A 17,045-nucleotide genomic window follows, 5' to 3' on the forward strand; every position below is an offset into this window, starting at 1 on the left:
CGTGATCGGAGGTCGCGCCGGCGCCACGTCGGTCGCGGAGCTCGTCGAGGCCGCGCGGGGCGGTTCGCCCCGCGCGGTCGCGCGTCTCGTCTCGCTCGTCGAGGACGGGGCGTCGCGCCCCGACCGCGACGACCTGGCGGAGCGGCTGCGCGAGGCCATGGCGCTGCTGGCGCCGCACACCGGCCGGGCCCACGTCGTCGGCCTCACGGGCGCCCCCGGCGTCGGGAAGTCGACGTCGACGTCCGCCCTCGTCACCGAGCTGCGGCGCCGCGGACGGCGCGTCGGCGTGCTCGCCGTCGACCCGTCCTCCCCGTTCTCGGGCGGCGCCCTGCTCGGTGACCGCATCCGCATGGGCGACCACGCGACCGACCCCGACGTCTACATCCGCTCGATGGCGTCGCGTGGCCACCTGGGCGGCCTGGCGTGGAGCACCCCCCAGGCGCTGCGCGTGCTCGACGCCGCCGGCTTCGACGTCGTGCTCGTCGAGACCGTCGGCGTGGGGCAGAGCGAGGTCGAGATCGCGGGTCTCGCCGACACCACGGTGGTCCTGCTCGCGCCGGGCATGGGGGACGGGATCCAGGCCGCGAAGGCCGGCATCCTCGAGGTCGGTGACCTCTACGTCGTCAACAAGGCCGACCGTGACGGCGCCGACCAGGTGCGCCGCGAGCTGCGCGGCATGCTCAACCTCGCGGACCGCCCGGCCGACGCCTGGAAGCAGCCGATCCTGCCGACGGTGGCCCAGACCGGGGACGGCGTCGCGGCGGTCGCGGACAAGCTCGACGAGCACCGGGCGTGGCTCACCGAGACCGGTGCGCTCGACCGCCGCCGGCGGCGCCGGGCCCGCGCCGAGGTCGAGGCCATCGCGCTGACGACGCTGCGGCGTACCTGGGCGGGCTTCGCGGGGGGCGCCGCCCTGGACGACCTCGCCGACGACGTGGTCGCCGGCCGCCGCGACCCGTACGCCGCGGCCGACCGCCTCCTGGCGGCGACGGACACGACGGCGAACGCCTGAGGTTCTCGACCCGCACGGGCGCGCCTGCGCCGATGACGGGCAACGGCTTGGTAGAAACACCCCGGTCTGTGTCCGGGAACGAGAGGAGCTGTGTGCCGTGAAGAAGGTGATCCTCCTCCTGCTCGTCGTGTTCCTCGGCTTCTGGATGTTCACCGACCCGCAGGGTCTGGCGGCGACCGCCCGCGAGGGTGGCGGCGGCGCCTGGGACGCGCTGGTCTCGGTCTTCGAGGCCACGATCCGCTTCCTCGGCGCCCTCTTCTGAGGGCGGGAGGGTGAGCGCGTGGGACTGCTGGCGGCCCTGACCGACCCCGACATCGGCAAGCACCTCCTCCGCGAGGAGGGCGAGGTGATCGTCGACGAGGTCCGGCACCACTGGGTCGCGTTCATCGTCCCGGGGCTCGTGCTGCTGGCCGCCCTGGCGCTCCTCGTCGCCGTGCCGTTCATCCCGCTCGACTGGGGCTGGTTCCCGCTGCTGCTGGCGCTGGGCGTCGGCGCGTACGGCGGGTACCGCGCCCTGGGCGTGCACATGGACCGCTTCGTCATCACCAACATGCGGGTCTTCCGCGTGCACGGTGTCTTCTCCCAGCAGCTCGCGACGATGCCGCTGACCCGCATCCTCGACATCACCGTGAAGAAGCCGCTGATCGGGCGGATCCTCGGCTACGGGCACTTCGTCTTCGAGTCGGCCGCCCAGGCGCAGGGCCTCCGCGACATCCGCACGGTGGCCCGGCCCGACGAGCGCGACATGGCGATCCAGCGGGTCGTGCAGCGCTCCGGCGTGCGCGGCCGTCCCCAGGTGAACTGATGACGCTGCCGTTCGACCCCATCGCCGAGGCGCGCCGCCAGTGGGACCTCCGCTGGACCGGCGGCGAGGCCATGCACGCCGTCACGTCGCTCATGCGGGTGCAGCAGCTCGTCATCGGCCGGTTGGACGCGCTGCTGAAGCCGCACGGCCTGACCTTCGCCCGCTACGAGGCGCTCGTGCTCCTCGTCTTCTCCTCCCGGGGCGCGCTGCCGCTGGGCAAGATGGGGGAGCGTCTGCAGGTGCACCCCACCTCGGTCACGTCGATCGTCAACCGGCTCGAGGCGGCCGGCCTCGTGGAGCGCCGTCCCCACCCCGACGACCGGCGGGCGACGCTCGCGGCCATCACCGACGAGGGGCGCGCGCTCGTGGACCGGGCCACCGCGGACCTCCTCGCCGCCGACTTCGCGCTCGGTTCGCTCGGCAGCGCCGAGCAGCGCGGGCTGTCGGACCTGTTGGCGCCGGTCCGCCGGGATGCCGGAGACTTCTGACGTGCGTCCCTCCTCCACCGCTCGCCGCCTGCTGCTCGCCTCCGCTCTCCTGCTGCCCGCGACCGCCTCCGGAGCGGTGCTGCCGCTCGGGCCCGCTGCCGCTGCCGAGGCGGACACGCAGCTCGTCCTCCCCGCGGACGCGCCGGCGGTGGACGGCACCGACGCCGGCGCCCCCACGACCCTGCCCCGGGGGTGGAGCCGCACGACGCTGGGCGGCGACGGGGCCACGGGCTACTTCGAGGTGCGCCGGGAGCAGGAGGGCAGCACGGTCCACGTCGCCGCGGTGACGCCCGGCGCGGGCCCGGACAGCGCCGAGTCCATCTCGGTCGAGGTGAGCACGGCCGCCGAGGACTACTGCACCCAGGCGTCGGGGTCGCGGACCGAGGACGAGCTCGGCCTGGTGACGGCGTCCACCGTCGTCGGCCCGGCGGACCCCGCGCTGGACACCTCCGGGGACGCCGCGGACGAGCCGTGCGTCGACGCCTCGACCCTCCAGGTCGAGCTGAGCCGCGGCGCCAGCGCGGGGTCCGCCTCCACGGAGGTGTGGTTCCGCGTCGTCGAGGAGTCGCCCGCGACCGACGTCGAGGGTCTGCCGGAGCCGGCCGAGGCCGAGCGCGGCCAGGTGGACGTGTCCGGCGAGCCCCAGGACCGGCCCGGCGGTCGCGACATCGCCGACGCCCCGCTCGTCGGGGACGGGATCTGGCGCGGGACGGTGCCCGCCGGCGGCCAGGTCGCCTACCGCGTGGCGGTGGCGGAGGGCCAGACGCTGCGGGCCGAGGTGGTGAGCCCGGCGCTGTCCGGCGACCAGGCCACGGAGCTGGGCTACGGCACCGACATCTCGCTCGCGCTCCTCGACCCGATGCTCTCGGCGGACCGCACGCTCGGCGACGACGGGTCGCTGGGCTCCGAGCCCGCGCGGGCCCAGGCGGCCGCCGGCCCGGTGCTGCACCGCAACCGCTTCGACTCGTTCAACGGCCCCTACCTGCCGGGCGAGTACCTCGTGGTCGTCGCGATGGACCCCGTCGACCTCGACGGGCTGGACGACGTGGGCTACACGCTGCGCCTGGGGGTGGAGGGCGAGCCGACGACGGTCGCGCACAGCGTCGAGCCGCCGTTCCTGGCCGGTGGGGCCGCGACCGACGCCGTACCGCTCGGTGCGCCCGCCGCCGCGGACGACGAGGCGTCCTCGACCGTGCAGTACGTCGCGGGTGGCGCGCTCGTCGCGGTGGGGCTCGTGCTCGCCGCCGGCGGAGGTCTGCTGGTGCGGCGTCAGGCCGTCAGCAGGAGGTAGAGCCCCGCGACGACCGCGAGCAGCCCGAGCACGAGCAGCGCGACGCCGGGGACGGACACGCCGCGGCGCGGAGCAGCGGCCGGGCGGTGGCCGCCGCGGTCCACCCGGGTGCCGCCGTCGATGCGGGTCGCGCCCGCGCCGTGCACGGCGGTGCTCCCGACGTGGGTCGGGGCGCCGTGGGCCGCGGTGACGTCGGTGGGTCCGGACGGCGCGGACCAGCTGACCCCCGCGGGTCCGGTGGCGTCGAGGGCGAGCCGCTGGGGGACGACCACGGGGACGTCGCCGGCCGGCTGGTCGACGAGCCGCAGCTCGCGGAGCGCGGTCCGGAGCGAGCCGGCGTCCGGGTAGCGGTCGCCGGGCTCCTCCGCCGCGGCGCGCGCCAGCACCGCCACGAGCCGCTCGGCGACCTCGCGCGGCTCGGGCAGCGCGTCGCCGGCCACCGCCGTGCTGCCCTTCTCGGGGCGCACCCCGGTGAGCATCTCGAGACCGACCCGACCCACGGCGTACACGTCCTGCCGGGGGTCGGGGTCGCCGCCGTGCCACTGCTCGGGCGCCATGTACCCCGGCGAGCCGACGGCCATCGGGCCGTGCGTGAGGCGTGGTTCGTCGACGGGCACGGCGATGCCGAAGTCGGTCAGGCGCAGGTGGGGCCAGCCGGTGCCGGTGGGCTCGAGCAGCAGGTTGGCCGGCTTGACGTCGCGGTGCACGACCCCGGCGGCGTGGACGGCCTCGAGCGCCTCGAGCAGCTGGTCGAGCAGCACGCCCACCCACGGCAGCGGGAGCGCGCCCCGCTCCTTGAGGAGGTCGGCGACCGAGCCGCCCGCCACGAGGGGCATGGTGAAGAGGACCCGGTCGTCCATGCCGGCCCAGGACTCGGGCGTGACGACGTGGGGGTGGGCGATGCGCACCGACTGCTCCCGCACGAAGCGGAGCAGGGACGCCGCGTCGGACTGACGGAGGATCTTGGCGGCCTTGACGCGTCCGTCGGACCGGTCGTGGACCGTCCAGACGGCACCCATGCCGCCCATGCCGATCGGCTCGATCAGCTCGTAGCGCCCCGCGAAGACCTCACCCACGCGCCCACCCTAGGCCGTGGACGGCCTCCCGCTCAGCCGACCCGCAGCGTCTGCCCGGTCAGGCCGGCCGCGCCGGCGCTCGCGAGGAACTGCACGAGGTCGACCACGGCGGCGCGCGTGGCCTCGGCGAGGCTGCCGCGCACGCGGCGGGGCCGGGCGAGCAGCGTGCCCGAGGTGCGGGGGGCGTGGCGCTCGATCTGCACGTGGTACGCCGGACCCTGCGTCCGCGTGGCCAGGCACCCGTTCACGCGCACCCCGTGCCGCTCCAGGCCCTCGGCCAGACCGGCGACCGCGTGGACGAACTCCTCCTCCGCCGCCGGGCCGTCGCCCCCGAGGGCCCACCAGCGGGCCGCCGCGGGGGTGAGGACGACCGCCCCGCCGCCCTGCGCGGCGCTCGCCGACAGGGCGGGGCGGAGGCGGCGCACGGCCTGGGCCGGGCCGGCCAGCCCCAGCCGGCACGCCTCGACGACGAACTCGCGGTCGGCGTGCCCGAGGTGGCGCGGCAGCTCGGGCGCCGAGGCGACGACGAGCACGTCCATCCGGTCCGTGCCGGCCGCGAAGTCGACGATCGCCTCCGGGTGGTCCAGTGCGAGGGAGCGGTAGCGGAACCGGGAGAGGTCGGCGTCGTAGAAGCCGGTGAGGTGCTGGGCGCCGGTCACCGTGACGTCGGCACCGGCGTCGGCGAACGCGTGGGCGGTCGCCAGACCCGTGCCCTGGGTGCCGCCGAGGACGGCGACGCGGTGGCCGGAGTAGTCGTAGCGGGGGTAGTTCAACGCGGTCCCTGTCTTCCCGAGATGTCGACGAGGAGCGACCATCATGCACGACCCGCGTCGCGGTGGTCACCCTCCGGACGCCCTCCCCGCACGTCCCGCGCACGATCCGCCACAATGGCCTTCATGACGCAGCGACCGTTCTCCCGTCCTGGTGCGATCGACCTGTCGAGCCTCAAGCGTCCAGCGGGCGCGCCGGCTCCCGGCTCGGCCCCGGGAGCGCCCGACGGCGCCGGCGCCGCGGGGGCTGCGGGGGGCGACGGGGGCGTCGTCGCGCCGTACGCGCTCACGGTCGACGAGCAGAACTTCCAGACGGTCCTGGAGTCGTCGCGCACCGCCCCCGTGCTGCTCGTCTTCTTCTCCCGCACGCGGATGCCCGAGAGCGGCCAGCTCGCCGACGACCTGGCGGAGCTGTCGAGCGAGTTCGAGGGCCGGTTCCTCCTCGGCCTCGTCGACATCGACGCGACGCCCCAGATCGCGCAGGCCATGCAGATCCCGTCGATCCCGCTCGTGGTCGCGGTGCTCGACGGTCGGCCGATGCCGCTCTTCCAGGACGTCGTGCCGCTCGAGGAGCTGCGGGCCGCGCTCACGCAGGTGATGCAGCAGCTGGTGGCGCAGGGCGTCACCAGCCGCCACCAGCCGCGGTCCGCCGCGCCGATCGTCGAGGGCGACGACGAGCCCGCGCTCGACCCGCGGTTCGCGGCCGCCGAGGACGCGATCGCGTCGGGTGACGCGGCGGCGGCGGTGGCGGAGTACGAGAAGCTCGTCGCCGCCAACCCCGCCGACGCCGAGGCCGCGGTCGGCCTCGCCCGCGCCAAGCTGCTCCAGCGCACGGCCGACGCCGACCTCAACGCCGCCCGCGCGGCCGCCGCGGCGGCGCCCGAGGACGTCGACGCCCAGATACTCGTCGCCGACCTCGACCTCCTCGGCGGTCACGTCGACGACGCGTTCGCCCGCCTCATCGACGTCGTGCGGCGCACGGCCGGTGACGAGCGCGAGCGCGCCCGTCGCCACCTCGTCGAGCTCTTCGGCGTGGTCGGCAACGGCGACCCGCGGGTCGCCCGCGGCCGCCAGCAGCTGGCGTCGGCGCTGTTCTGAGCGGCGCGCCCCTCGCGGACGTCATGCGGACCGCGGGCCCGGGGCGCCGGGGCGCATGACGTCTCCGGTACGGCGCGGGGCTGGGCGCTGCTCGCCCGGCCCGGAACTGTGCGGTGCGGACGGGTTTCGTTCGGTCTGGCCCGCACCAGGCGCACAGTTCGGTCCGCCCCCCGTGGGACGTCATGCGGGCCGCGGGCCCGGGGCGCCGGGGCGCATGACGTCCGCGGGTGTGGCCGGCACCAGGCGCACAGTTCGGTCCGCCGACGGTCAGGCCCCGGCGGCCCAGCCTCGCTGCAGCTCGTCGAGCACCGCGGCGACGGCGGGTGAGCCGGAGAGGGAGCGCCGGTGCAGCGCCACCACGGTGCGGGTCGGTGCCGGGTCGGTGACGCCCAGCGCGACGAGGTCGTCGCCCAGGGGAGCGCGGCCGAGGCGGGGCACGAGCGCCGTGCCGAGCCCGGCGGAGACGAGGGCCAGGTGGCACTCGAACTCGCGCGACTGGTGGGCGATCCGCGGCCGGCGGCCGGTGCCGTCGTGCATGCGCTCGAGCCACTGACGGCAGATGGTGCCGGGCGGGGTGGCGACCCAGTCCTCGTCCGCGAGGTCGGCGGCGGTCACGCTGCCGCGGCCCGCGAGCGGGTGGTCGTGACGCACGATGGCGTGGGCGGGGTCGCGGCCGAGCTCGGTGGCGACCACGTGCTCCGGCAGCGCCAGCGCGACGTCGCCCCAGGCGTGGGCGACGGCCACCTCGACCCGCCCGCGGGCGACGAGGTCGACGGCGTCCCACGGCTCCTCCTCGCTGAGGGTGATCCGCAGGTCGGGGTGGGTGTCGAGCAGGCGGCGGGTCACGGGTGCCGCGAGGCCCCGCATCGCGGTGGAGAAGCAGGCGAGGCGCACGTGCCCCGCGACCGTGCGGGAGTAGGCGTGGAGCTCGGCCTCGACGCGTTCGAGGTCGGCGAGGAGGCGGGCGCCGTCGTCGACCAGCCGCCGCCCGGCGCCGGTGAGCAGCACGCCCCGCCCGACGCGCTCGAGGAGCGCGACGCCCGCCTGCTTCTCGAGCCGCTTGACCTGCTGCGACACCGCGCTGGGCGTGAAGCCAAGCGCGTCGGCCGCGGCGACGACGGAGCCGTGCTCGTCGACGGCGCGGAGGGACTGGACGGCAGCCAGGTCGATCATGAAGCGACCCTACAAGGTTTCGTGCGTGACCATTCGCTGGTGCTGCACGGTCGGCGCGACCGAGCATGGACCCATGAGTCGTCGTGACGCGCTGCTCGCGCTGCTGGTCGCCCTGCTGTGGGGGTTCAACTTCGTCGTCATCGAGCGGGGCATGGACGGGATCCCGCCGCTGCTGTTCCTCGCGCTGCGCTTCGTGGTGGTCGTCGTGCCCGCCGTCCTCCTCGTGCCCCGCCCCGACCTGCCGTGGACGGCCGTCGCGCGCGTCGGCGTGCTCATGTCGCTGGGCCAGTTCGGGTTCCTGTACGCCTCGATGCACGCCGGCATGCCTCCGGGCCTGGCCGCGCTCGTGCTCCAGGCCCAGGTGCTGCTCACCATCGTCATCGCCGCCGGCGTGCTGGGGGAGCGGCCGAGCGCCCGCCAGGGCGTCGGGGTGCTCGTCGGCAGCCTCGGGCTGGCCGTCGTCGCCGTCGGCCGCGACGTGACCACGCCGCTCCCGGCGCTGCTGCTGTGCCTCGCCGGCGCGCTGTCGTGGGCAGCGGGCAACGTGGCCGCCCGGGCGGCCGGCGCCGTCGGCGGGCTGTCGCTGACGGTGTGGTCGGCCCTCGTCGTACCCGTGCCGGCGCTGGGCCTGTCCCTCCTGCTCGACGGTCCGGCCGCGGTCGGGGCGGGGCTCGCCGCGATCGGGGTCCCGGCGCTGCTGTCGACGCTCTACACGGCGGTGCTCGCCTCGCTGGTGGGCTACGGGATCTTCACCGGTCTGCTCGGCCGCTACCCGGCCGGGAAGGTCGTGCCCTGGATCCTGCTCGTGCCCCCGGTCGCCATGACCTCGGCCTGGCTGCTGCGCGGGGACCGGCCGGCGCCGCTCGAGGTCGCCGGGGGCCTGGTGCTGCTCGCCGGGGCGGCGGTGGCGCTGCTGCCGGAGCGAGGCCGCCGTGGCGTCCCGGTGGCCGCGACGGCCACCGTGGGCGAGGGGACGGCCCCGGCGCCTCAGCGCTCGGGCGCGTCGACCCCGTGCCGCCCGGACTCGGTGTAGGCCGGCGCTCCGCCGCCCAGGTTCTCGAGGGCGGCGACGACGCGACGGGCCGTGAAGTCGGCGCAGCGCTCGAGGACCTCCTCGGGGGTGCAGAAGGCGATCCCCTTGATCTCCTTCTCCTCCTTGACGACGCGGGACACGAGGTCCTCTCCGTCGTGGACGCCGCCGTCGAACACGAGGGTCACGGCGTCGTCCCAGCCGCTCCACGGGGGGAGCCAGTCCGTGAGGAGCAGCCGACCCGCGGGGATCTCGAGGGCGAGCTCCTCGCGGACCTCCCGAGCGGTCGCCAGCTGCGGCGACTCGTTGACCTCGACGACGCCGCCGGGCAGGTCCCAGTCGCGCTTGTAGGTGAGCTGGCATAGCAGCACCCGGCCCTCGCGGTCGCGCACCAGCATCTGGCCGATCGCGCGCTTGCGGGGGAGGAACGAGTTGAGCAGCGCCCGGAACCCCTCGGGCGCGTCCGTCGGGACGTCGTCGGCGAGACGGGCGTAGAGCACGTGGTCGACCGGCCCCTCCGGCAGCGGGATGCCCCGCAGCACGCCCTCGCGACGCATCCCCGACCAGGTGGCCACCCGCTGCCCGAGGCTGTCGTCCGCGCGCACCCGGGCCTCGACCCGCGCGTGGTCCACGAGGGCCGCCTCGACGGCCGCGCGCACGAGGCCCACGGCCGCGGACCAGCCCTCGTCGGTGACGGACGAGCCCCAGGTGACGTGGGCGACGCCCGGGGAAAGCGTGGTGACCGACACGGGGGCGGGGGCGGCACTCACGCTGGCCACCCTACCGACCTCCCGTCAGGCCCTCCGGAACCAGACGCACGCGAGGGGCGGCACGACGACGTCGGCGTGGGCCGGCTGGCCGTGGTGCTCGCCCGCGACGGCCTCGACGGCGCCCAGGTTGCCCACCCCGGACCCGGTGTAGCCCTCGGCGTCGGTGTTGAGCACCTCGTCCCACCGTCCCTCGCTCGGCAGGCCCAGTCGGAAGTCCCGGTGGGGCACCGCGGAGAAGTTGGCCACGCAGACGACGTCCGGTGCACCCGGCGTGCGGCGCACGAACGAGAACGTGTTGCGCGCCGCGTCGTTGGCGTCGATCCAGGCGAACCCCGACGGGTCGTTGTCGCTGCCGAACAGGGCGGGGGAGGCCGTGTAGACGTGGTTGAGGTCGCGCACGAGCGACTGCACGCCGCGGTGCTCCGGGTGGTCGAGCAGCCACCAGTCCAGCTCGCGGGCCTCGGCCCACTCCGACTCCTGGCCGATCTCGCAGCCCATGAAGAGCAGCTGCTTGCCCGGGTGGGCCCACATGAAGGCCAGGTAGGCCCGCAGGTTCGCCAGCTGGCGCCAGCGGTCGCCCGGCATCTTGCGGAGCAGCGAGCCCTTGCCGTGGACGACCTCGTCGTGGCTGATGGGCAGCACGAAGTTCTCGGAGAACGCGTAGACCAGCGAGAACGTCAGCTCGCCGTGGTGGTAGGACCGGTGCACCGGGTCGTGGGCGACGTAGCCCAGCGAGTCGTGCATCCAGCCCATGTTCCACTTGAACCCGAACCCGAGCCCGTCCACGCTCGTCGGCTTCGTGACGCCGGGCCACGACGTGGACTCCTCGGCGATCATCACCGCGCCGGGCACCCGCTTGTAGACCGTCGCGTTGGTCTCCTGCAGCAGCTGCACCGCCTCGAGGTTCTCGCGGCCGCCGTGGACGTTGGGCGTCCACTCGCCCTCCTCGCGGGAGTAGTCGAGGTAGAGCATCGAGGCCACCCCGTCGACGCGCAGGCCGTCGGCGTGGAACTCCTCGAGCCAGAACAGCGCGTTCGCCACGAGGAAGTTGCGCACCTCGCGCCGCCCGAAGTTGAAGATGTGGCTGCCCCACTCCTTGTGCCAGCCGCGCTGGGGGTTGGGGTCCTCGTAGAGCGGCGTGCCGTCGAAGCGGGGGAGCGCCCACGCGTCCGTGGCGAAGTGGCCGGGCACCCAGTCGAGGATGACGCCGATGCCGGCCTGGTGCAGCCGGTCGACGAGGCGCTTGAAGCCGTCGGGGTCGCCGAAGCGCGCGTCCGTCGCGTAGTACGACGTCACGTGGTAGCCCCACGAGCCACCGAACGGGTGCTGCATGACCGGCATCAGCTCGACGTGGGTGAAGCCCAGGTCGGCCAGGTAGGGCACGAGCTCGTCGGCGAGCTCGTCGTAGCTGCGCCCGCGGCGCCACGAGGCCAGGTGGAGCTCGTAGATCGACATGGCCTCCGCGACCGGCTGCCGCCCGGCGCGCGCCGTCATCCACTCCTCGTCGTGCCACTCGTGCCGCGACGTGTGCACCACCGAGGCGGTGCGCGGCGCGACCTCGGTGTGGAAGGCCAGCGGGTCCGCCTTCTCCCGCCACACCCCGTCGGCCCCGAGCACGTCCAGCTTGTAGCGCGCGCCGGAGCCCACGCCCGGGAGGAAGAGCTCCCACACGCCGGAGACACCGAGCTGGCGCATCGGCAGCTCCCGCGAGTCCCAGGACGAGAAGTCGCCCTTGACCCGTACGGCGCGGGCCTGGGGCGCCCACACCGCGAACGACGTGCCGTGGACGTCGCCGAGCGCGCCCGGGTAGTGGCGCACGTGGGCGCCGAGCACCGTCCACAGCTGCTCGTGCCGGCCCTCGTTGACGAGGTGGAGGTCCGTCTCGCCGAGCGTGGGGAGGAACCGGTAGGGGTCGTCGACCTCGACGGGCTCCTCCTCGCCGTACCCGATCCGGAGGCGGTAGTCGGGCACGTCCGCGACGGGCAGCACGCCCACCCAGACCCCGCCCCGCTCGTGGGTGAGCGGGACGCTGCCGCCCGCGTGGACGACCTCGATGCTGCTCGCGAGGTGCCGCAGCACCCGCACGGTCACCGCGCCGTCGTGCACGTGGGGCCCGAGCACCCGGTGGGGGTCGCCGTGCTCGCCGGCGACCAGGAGCTCCAGCTCGGTGGTGTCGACGGGGGCGGGACCCGGGGTCGAGGAGGTGGGGGTGCTGCTGCTGTCGCTGTTCTCGGCGGACGTCATGCGGCTCCGATCCGTGCGATCGCGGCGAGGGGGATGCCAACCCAGCCGGGGCGGTTGCGGGTCTCGTAGACGGTCTCGTAGACCGCCTTGTCCGCGACGTACGCGCTGAGGAGGACCTCCTCGGCGGGGGTCAGGCCCCGGCCGGCGTAGCTCGCGAGGAAGGCGCGGCGGTTGTGCCCGGCCCACTCCTCGGCGCGGTGGTGGCGCTGGCGGGCCGTCGCCTCGTCGGGTGCCTCCAGGGTGCGGGCGGCGACCCGGGGGGCGTAGTCGAACGACCGCAGCATCCCGGCGACGTCGCGCCAGACGGAGTCGGGGCGCACGCGGTCGGCCAGCGGCTTCGCCGGCTCGCCCTCGAAGTCGACGATCTTCCAGCCCTTGGTGGTGCGCAGCGTCTGCCCGAGGTGCAGGTCGCCGTGCACGCGCTGCACGGGCACCTCGTCGAGCTGGGCGACCCGGGCGAACAGGCGGTGCAGGCCCTCGGCGTGCGGCTCGAGCTCGGGGACGACGGCGAGGGCGGCCTCGAGGCGCGAGGTCATCGCGGCGGCGAGGCCGGCGGTGGCGTCACCGCGGCGTACCTCGACCGGGAAGTGCTGGGCGAGCGCGGCGTGCGTCTCGGCCAGGGCGACGCCCAGGCGGGCGGACTCCCCGGCGAAGTCACCGCCGACCTCGTCGGCGTGCAGGTCGGCCTCGGCGAAGAGGTTGCGGACGGAGGCCTGGGCGAGGTCCCACCCGTCGCTGGCCGTGCGGAGGAACTGCTGCAGCATCGCGAGCTGCACGACCCCGCCCTCGACCTCCACGTCGAGCCAGCCGAACAGCTCGGCGGCGTGGGGGGAGCCGGCGCGGGTGAGCACCTCGTGCACCTCGACGTCGGGGTTCACCCCCGGCGTGACCTTGCGGAAGATCTTCATGAGCGCGTCCTCGCCGAACATCACCGACGAGTTGGACTGCTCACCGCTGAACAGGCTGGCGCGGGCGTCGACCTCGAGGTCGTAGCCCGGCAGGCGGTGGAAGTCGAGGCCGCCGACGCGCCACGCACCCCCGGCCGCACCGTGCCCCGCGCGGTCGAACGCGACGAGCCAGGCGTGCAGGGCCACGCGGTCGTGGGGCGCGTCGTAGACGTGGGCGTACGACGCGGAACCGTCCGCGTCGGCCGGGAGGCCCGGCACGTCCCACCAGCCGACGAAGGCGTGGTCGAGGCGCTCCTGGTGGTCGCGGTAGCAGGACAGCGGCACCTGGTAGAGCTCGGTGGCCGCCTCGCCGCTGTCCGAGCCGCGGGCGTCGGTGTAGGTCACCTCGACGAGCTCGACGACCACGAGGGGGTCGTCGGCGCCCCCGGTGCCGCCCAGGTCGCCCACGCGGCGCACGTCGGTCACCGCGAACGGTCGGCCCTTGCCGCCGAACCAACGGGCGCGGGTGAGCAGGTCGGCCAGACGCTCCTCGACGGTGTGGGGCGCGTCGGTCGGAGGGCCGGTCGGCGGCGTGCTCGTCGGGTCGGGTGTCTCGCTCATGCGGAGCCTCCGGTCGTGGCGGAGTCGGTGGGCGTGATGCGGAACCAGTAGAAGCCGTAGCCGCCGAGGGTGAGCAGGTACGGCAGCTCGCCGATGCGGGGGAACGGCACGCCGCCGAGGGTCTCGACGAGGTCGCAGCCCTCGTAGCGGCGCAGGTCGAGCTCCACCGGCTGGGGGAAGCGCGACAGGTTGTTGACGCACAGCACCACGTCGCGCTGCCCGTCGGCGCCGACGTGCTCCCGCACGAACGACAGCACGCTCGGGTTCGACCCGCCGAGGTCGTGGAACTCGCCCAGGCCGAACGCCGGGTGGCCGCGGCGCACCTGCAGCAGGCGGCGCGTCCAGTGCAGGAGCGAGGAGGAGTTCTCGAGCTGCGACTCGACGTTGACGCTCTGGTAGCCGTAGACCGGGTCCTGCACGAGCGGGAGGAACAGCTTGCCGGGGTTGGCGACCGAGAAGCCCGCGTTGCGGTCGGGGGTCCACTGCATCGGGGTGCGCACGCCGTCGCGGTCACCGAGCCAGATGTTGTCGCCCATGCCGATCTCGTCGCCGTAGTAGAGCACCGGCGAGCCCGGCAGGGAGAGCAGCAGCGCGTTGAACAGCTCGAGACGGTTGATGTCGTTGTCGAGCAGCGGCGCCAGACGGCGGCGGATGCCGATGTTGGCCTTCATCCGCGGGTCCTGCGCGTACTCGGCCCACATGTAGTCGCGGTCCTCGTCCGTGACCATCTCGAGCGTCAGCTCGTCGTGGTTGCGCAGGAAGATGCCCCACTGGCAGTTGTCGGGGATCGCCGGCGTCTGCTCGAGGATCTCCGAGATGGGGAACCGCGACTCGCGGCGCACGGCCATGAAGATGCGCGGCATGACGGGGAAGTGGAACGCCATGTGGCACTCGTCGCCGCCGGACTCGAAGTCGCCGAAGTACTCCACCACGTCGGCGGGCCACTGGTTGGCCTCGCAGAGCAGCACACGGCCGGGGTAGTTCTCGTCGACGAACTTCCGCACCCGCTTGAGCACGCCGTGGGTCTCGGGGAGGTTCTCGCCGTTGGTGCCCTCGCGCTCGAACAGGTAGGGCACCGCGTCGAGCCGGAAGCCGTCCATGCCCATGTCGAGCCAGAACGCCATCGCCTCGATCATCGCCTCCTCGACCTTGGGGTTGTCGAAGTTGAGGTCGGGCTGGTGGGAGAAGAAGCGGTGCCAGAAGTACTGCTGGCGGACCGGGTCCCACGTCCAGTTCGAGGGCTCCGTGTCGACGAAGATGATCCGGGCCTCGTTGTAGAGGTCGTCGTTGTCCGACCAGACGTAGAAGTCGCCGTACGGGCCGTCCGGGTCGGAGCGCGACGCCTGGAACCATGGGTGCGCGTCGCTCGTGTGGTTCATGACGAAGTCGATGATCACGCGGATGCCGCGCTTGTGCGCCTCGTCGAGGAAGTGCCGGAAGTCCTCGATCGTGCCGATCTCCGGGTGCACGCCCGTGTAGTCGGCCACGTCGTAGCCGCCGTCGCGCAGCGGCGAGGGGAAGAACGGCGGGATCCAGAGGCAGTCCACGCCGAGCCACGCCAGGTAGTCGAGCTTCTCGACGAGGCCGCGGAAGTCACCCGTGCCGTCGCCGTTGGAGTCCTTGAAGGAGCGGACGAGGACCTCGTAGAACACCGCGGTCTTGAACCACTCGGGCTCGATGTTCGCGATCGGCTCGGCCGGCTCGACGTCGGGGGCGTCCGGCACCTCGGGCACCTCGGTGGTGAGGGGGCCGTGGGGGAGCGGGTCGTCGTGGGCGGTCATCGCAGGCTCCTGAGGGTCAGCACGTGGGCCGGCTCGTGGCCCGGGTCGAGACGGACGTAGTTGTGCTCGCGCCACGTCCACGTCTCGCCGGTGAAGGCGTCGGTGACCTCGTAGGCGTCGCCCCAGTCGAGACCGAGCGAGGGCATGTCCAGGTGGACGGTGGTCTCCCGCGTGGCGTGCGGGTCCAGGTTGATCACCACGATGACGACGTCGTCGGCGCCATCGGGCCCGTCGGTACCCGTCGCGCGCTTGGAGTAGACCAGCACGTTCTCGTCGTCGCTGTGGTGGATGGTGAGGTTGCGGAGCAGCTGCAGCGCGCGGTGCTCGCGCCGTACCTCGTTGAGGCGGGTGAGGTACGGCGTCAGCGTGCGCCCCTCGGCCTCCGCGGTCTCCCAGTCGCGGATGCGGACCTGGTACTTCTCCGAGTCGAGGTACTCCTCGCTCCCCGGCTTCACCGCGACGTGCTCGAACAGCTCGTAGCCCGCGTAGACCCCGTAGGTCGGGGAGCTCGTGGCGGCGAGGGCCGCGCGGATCTTGAAGACCGGGGGGCCGCCGTACTGCAGCGAGGCGTGGAGGATGTCGGGGGTGTTGACGAAGAAGTTCGGCCGCATCAGGTGGTCGGTCTCCGACGTGAGCTCGCGGAGGTAGTCCTCGATCTCCCACTTCGCGGTGCGCCACGTGAAGTAGGTGTAGGACTGGTGGAACCCGATCGCGCCGAGCCCCTGCATCATCGCCGGCTTCGTGAAGGCCTCCGCCAGGAAGATCACGTCGGGGTCGGTGCGGCGGACCTCGCGCAGCAGCCACTCCCAGAACGCGACCGGCTTGGTGTGGGGGTTGTCGACGCGGAAGATCCGCACCCCGTGGCTCATCCACAGCTTGACGACGCGGAGCACCTCGCGGCAGATGCCGGTCGGGTCGTTGTCGAAGTTGATGGGGTAGATGTCCTGGTACTTCTTCGGCGGGTTCTCGGCGTAGGCGATCGTGCCGTCGGCGCGCGTGGTGAACCACTCCGGGTTGCTCGTGACCCAGGGGTGGTCGGGCGCGGCCTGCAGCGCCAGGTCGAGGGCGACCTCGAGCCCGAGCTCGCCGGCGCGCGCGACGAACGCGTCGAAGTCGGCGAACGTGCCGAGGTCGGGGTGGATCGCGTCGTGCCCGCCGTCCTTCGAGCCGATCGCCCAGGGCGAGCCGGGGTCGCCGGGACCCGGGGTGAGCGTGTTGTTGGGGCCCTTGCGGTTGACCTCGCCGATCGGGTGGATCGGCGGGAGATAGACGACGTCGAAGCCGGCGGCGGCGACGGCGTCGAGGCGCTTCGCCGCCGTGCGGAACGTGCCGGACACGACCGTGCCGTCGCTGTCGACGCGGGCGCCCTCCGACCGCGGGAAGAACTCGTACCAGCTGCCGAAGAGCGCGCGCGGGCGGTCGGCGTAGAACGGGTAGGGCCCCTCGAGCGTGAGGAGCTCGCGGAGCGGATGGGCCGCCAGCACCGCGGTGAGGGCGGGCTCCTGCAGCGCCGCGAGGCGGGCGCCGGCGGGGTCGCCGGTCGCCGATGCGGCCTCCAGCGCCGTCGTCACGACGGTCGTCTCGTCGGCCGTCAGGTCGCCGGCGGCCAGGACGCGCTCGAGCAGCAGCCGACCCTCGAGGAAGGTGAGCTCGACGTCGACGCCGGCCGGGACCTTCAGCCCGGCGGCGTGCTGCCACGTGGCGATCGGGTCCGACCACGACTGCACGGTGAACGTCCAGGCGCCCTCGACGTCGGGGGTGACGGTCGCGGCGTACTCGTTGGGCTCGGTGGGGTGCAGCTCCATCCGGACGGGCGCGCGTTGCACGCCCGCGGGGTCCGTGAGGACCACCTCGGCTCCTAGCTTGTCGTGACCCTCCCGGAAGACGGTGGCGGTCACGCGGAAGGGCTCGTCCCGGGTCGCCTTGGCCGGTTGGCGGCCGAGGTCGACGACGGGCGCGACGTTCATGACGGGGATGCGTCCGACCATGTCCCCGAACC

The 17,045-nt window shown here is 74.0% G+C and carries 15 protein-coding genes; 7 read left to right on the forward strand and 8 right to left on the reverse strand.

The window, feature by feature from the left end; genetic code table 11:
* Position 1 precedes the first annotated feature (1 nt).
* The 5 genes from meaB (at position 2) to QE405_RS03295 (ending at position 3,596) form a co-directional block, all read left to right on the forward strand.
* Positions 2-1,012 (forward strand): methylmalonyl Co-A mutase-associated GTPase MeaB, encoded by a 1,011-nt coding sequence (meaB, locus tag QE405_RS03275; protein WP_373459437.1) that lies wholly within the window; start codon positions 2-4, stop codon positions 1,010-1,012.
* A gap of 97 nt (positions 1,013-1,109) precedes the next feature.
* Positions 1,110-1,274 (forward strand): hypothetical protein, encoded by a 165-nt coding sequence (locus QE405_RS03280; RefSeq protein WP_307198786.1) that lies wholly within the window; start codon positions 1,110-1,112, stop codon positions 1,272-1,274.
* An 18-nt stretch (positions 1,275-1,292) separates the two neighbouring features.
* The gene (locus QE405_RS03285) at positions 1,293-1,817 is read left to right on the forward strand and encodes a PH domain-containing protein (RefSeq protein ID WP_307198787.1); all 525 of its coding nucleotides are present in this window, start codon (positions 1,293-1,295) and stop codon (positions 1,815-1,817) included.
* The gene (locus QE405_RS03290; protein WP_307198788.1) at positions 1,817-2,305 is read left to right on the forward strand and encodes a MarR family winged helix-turn-helix transcriptional regulator; all 489 of its coding nucleotides are present in this window, start codon (positions 1,817-1,819) and stop codon (positions 2,303-2,305) included. The genes QE405_RS03285 and QE405_RS03290 overlap by 1 nt, the downstream gene beginning before the upstream one ends.
* 1 nt (position 2,306) lies before the next feature.
* Complete coding sequence (locus QE405_RS03295; protein WP_307198789.1) at positions 2,307-3,596, forward strand: hypothetical protein; 1,290 nt, start codon at positions 2,307-2,309, stop codon at positions 3,594-3,596.
* On the opposite strand, the gene QE405_RS03300 is transcribed toward QE405_RS03295, so the two are convergent.
* A complete protein-coding gene (locus QE405_RS03300) occupies positions 3,575-4,672 on the reverse strand; it encodes a serine/threonine-protein kinase (RefSeq protein ID WP_307198790.1) in 1,098 nt (365 codons plus the stop codon). The two genes, QE405_RS03295 and QE405_RS03300, sit on opposite strands and share 22 nt — an antisense overlap.
* 32 nt (positions 4,673-4,704) lie before the next feature.
* On the reverse strand, positions 4,705-5,445 hold the full coding sequence (locus tag QE405_RS03305) for an SDR family oxidoreductase (RefSeq protein ID WP_307198791.1): 741 nt from the start codon (positions 5,443-5,445) through the stop codon (positions 4,705-4,707).
* Positions 5,446-5,568: 123 nt separating this feature from the next.
* Here QE405_RS03305 and QE405_RS03310 point away from each other — a divergent pair, with 123 nt between their 5' ends.
* Positions 5,569-6,540, forward strand: a complete 972-nt coding sequence (locus QE405_RS03310) for a tetratricopeptide repeat protein (protein ID WP_307198792.1) — start codon at positions 5,569-5,571, stop codon at positions 6,538-6,540.
* A 267-nt stretch (positions 6,541-6,807) separates the two neighbouring features.
* Here the strand turns inward: QE405_RS03310 and QE405_RS03315 are convergent, their stop codons facing one another.
* Positions 6,808-7,713, reverse strand: coding sequence for a LysR family transcriptional regulator (locus QE405_RS03315; protein ID WP_307198793.1), 906 nt, complete (start codon positions 7,711-7,713; stop codon positions 6,808-6,810).
* A 73-nt stretch (positions 7,714-7,786) separates the two neighbouring features.
* On the opposite strand from QE405_RS03315, the gene QE405_RS03320 reads away from it, so the two are divergent.
* A complete protein-coding gene (locus tag QE405_RS03320) occupies positions 7,787-8,746 on the forward strand; it encodes an EamA family transporter (RefSeq protein ID WP_307198794.1) in 960 nt (319 codons plus the stop codon).
* Here QE405_RS03320 and QE405_RS03325 read toward each other — a convergent pair.
* Genes QE405_RS03325 through QE405_RS03345 form a run of 5 tightly spaced genes read right to left on the reverse strand, consistent with a single transcriptional unit; the run spans position 8,701 to position 17,034 of the window.
* Positions 8,701-9,513: an NUDIX hydrolase gene (locus tag QE405_RS03325; protein WP_307198795.1), complete on the reverse strand. Its 813-nt coding sequence runs from the start codon at positions 9,511-9,513 to the stop codon at positions 8,701-8,703. The two genes, QE405_RS03320 and QE405_RS03325, sit on opposite strands and share 46 nt — an antisense overlap.
* Before the next feature lie 24 nt (positions 9,514-9,537).
* Positions 9,538-11,757, reverse strand: coding sequence for a 1,4-alpha-glucan branching protein GlgB (glgB, locus tag QE405_RS03330; RefSeq protein ID WP_307198796.1), 2,220 nt, complete (start codon positions 11,755-11,757; stop codon positions 9,538-9,540).
* Positions 11,754-13,265 (reverse strand): maltokinase N-terminal cap-like domain-containing protein, encoded by a 1,512-nt coding sequence (locus tag QE405_RS03335; protein ID WP_307198797.1) that lies wholly within the window; start codon positions 13,263-13,265, stop codon positions 11,754-11,756. Before QE405_RS03335 ends, glgB begins: the two co-directional genes overlap by 4 nt.
* The gene (gene treS / locus QE405_RS03340; protein ID WP_307198798.1) at positions 13,262-15,046 is read right to left on the reverse strand and encodes a maltose alpha-D-glucosyltransferase; all 1,785 of its coding nucleotides are present in this window, start codon (positions 15,044-15,046) and stop codon (positions 13,262-13,264) included. The genes QE405_RS03335 and treS overlap by 4 nt, the downstream gene beginning before the upstream one ends.
* Entirely contained in the window at positions 15,043-17,034 is a 1,992-nt protein-coding gene (locus QE405_RS03345) for an alpha-1,4-glucan--maltose-1-phosphate maltosyltransferase (RefSeq protein WP_307198799.1), read from the reverse strand. The genes treS and QE405_RS03345 overlap by 4 nt, the downstream gene beginning before the upstream one ends.
* Positions 17,035-17,045: the final 11 nt, after the last annotated feature.

Origin of the sequence: Nocardioides zeae, assembly GCF_030818655.1 — a bacterium.
Taxonomy (GTDB): Bacteria; Actinomycetota; Actinomycetes; order Propionibacteriales; family Nocardioidaceae; genus Nocardioides; species Nocardioides zeae_A.